The organism is Bradyrhizobium jicamae, from assembly GCF_001440395.1.
GTDB lineage: Bacteria > Pseudomonadota > Alphaproteobacteria > Rhizobiales > Xanthobacteraceae > Bradyrhizobium > Bradyrhizobium jicamae.
On record NZ_LLXZ01000172.1, the window covers coordinates 1 to 1,723 of the forward strand.

Below are 1,723 nucleotides of genomic sequence, written 5' to 3' on the forward strand. Positions count from 1 at the left end.
GTTCTCTACTGGTTTCTCCAGATATTCGCGCTGAGCGCGCTCCGTTTCGGCTACCGCTATTTCCGTTACACGCGCGTTCGGCGCCACGCCCGGACCGAAGGGGCGTCGGCAACCCTCTTGATCGGCCGCGCCGCCGACGCGGAGGTGCTGCTGCGCGCGATCGAGAGCGGCGCCGTCAAGCAGCTCTGGCCGGTCGGCGTGCTGTCGCCGTCGGTCGCGGACCGCGGGCAGTCGATCCGCAACGTGCCGGTGCTCGGCGGCATCGATGACGTCGAAGACGTGATCCGCGACTATGCCGGCCGGGGAAAGCCGATTGCGCGGCTTGTCATGACGCCGTCGGCGTTCGAGCCCGAGGCGCATCCCGAAGCGGTTCTGATGCGCGCCAAGCGGCTCGGCCTGTTCGTCAGCCGCCTGCCGTCACTCGAAAGCGGCGACGTGCCGCGGCTGACCAATGTCGCCGTCGAAGACCTCCTGCTGCGGCCGAGCGAGAAGATCGATTACGCGCGCCTTGAAACACTGGTGAAAGGCAAAGCGGTGATCGTCACCGGCGGCGGCGGTTCGATCGGTTCGGAGATATGCGACCGTGTCGCGACCTTCGGCGCCGCGCGGCTGCTGGTGATCGAGCATTCGGAGCCGGCGCTTTATGCAGTGACGGAGGCGCTGGCCGCGCACGGGACCAATGCGGTGATCGAGGGCCGCATCGCCGATATCCGCGATCGTGACCGGATCATGAACCTGATGCGGGAATTCAAGCCCGATATCGTGTTCCATGCCGCCGCGCTGAAGCACGTACCGATCCTCGAGCGCGACTGGAGCGAGGGCGTCAAGACCAACATCTTTGGTTCCGTCAACGTCGCCGACGCCGCGCGGGCGGCGGGCGCGACCGCGATGGTGATGATCTCGACCGACAAGGCGATCGAACCGGTCTCGATGCTCGGCCTGACCAAGCGCTTTGCCGAGATGTATTGCCAGGCGCTCGATCATGACCTGATGACGCAATCGGCAGGCAAGCCGCACATGCGCCTGATCTCGGTGCGGTTCGGCAACGTGCTGGCTTCGAACGGATCGGTGGTGCCGAAATTCAAGGCGCAGATCGAGGCCGGCGGCCCGGTCACGGTGACGCATCCGGACATGGTCCGCTACTTCATGACCATCCGCGAAGCCTGCGATCTCGTGCTGACCGCGGCCACGCACGCGCTGACGCCGGCGCGGCCCGATGTCTCCGTCTACGTCCTCAACATGGGACAGCCGGTCAAGATCGTGGAAATGGCCGAGCGGATGATCCGCCTCTCCGGTCTCGAGCCCGGCATCGATATCGAGGTGGTGTTCACCGGCATGCGCCCGGGCGAGCGGCTCAACGAGATCCTGTTCGCCAGCGAGGAGCCGCCGCTGGAGATCGGGGTAGCCGGCATCATGGCGGCCAAGCCGAACGAGCCGCCGATGCCGACGTTGCGCAAATGGCTCGCGGCGCTGGAAGATGCGATTGCGCGGGACGACCGTTCCACCATCCGTGCGGTGCTCAAGGACGCCGTGCCCGAATTCGGCTCGAACGCCGCCTGATCTTTTTCGGTGTCCGCCGGCCATGCGGGCCGCTTCGAAAGCCAACATGCAGCAGTCCGGAAAAGTCGTCGTCGTCAGCCAGCACTATCCGCCGGATTCGAGCACGACGGCGGCGATCATGGCGTCGATTTCGCAGCGCGTGGCCCAGGAAACCGACGTTCTG

Annotated in this window: 1 protein-coding gene; it reads left to right on the top strand. The window is 65.9% G+C overall.

Annotated features, from left to right (window positions below; translation table 11 throughout):
- Positions 1–1,560, top strand: a 1,560-nt coding sequence (locus CQ12_RS29010) for an SDR family NAD(P)-dependent oxidoreductase (RefSeq protein ID WP_057838715.1), incomplete at its 5' end; no start/stop codon positions are given.
- Positions 1,561–1,723: the final 163 nt, after the last annotated feature.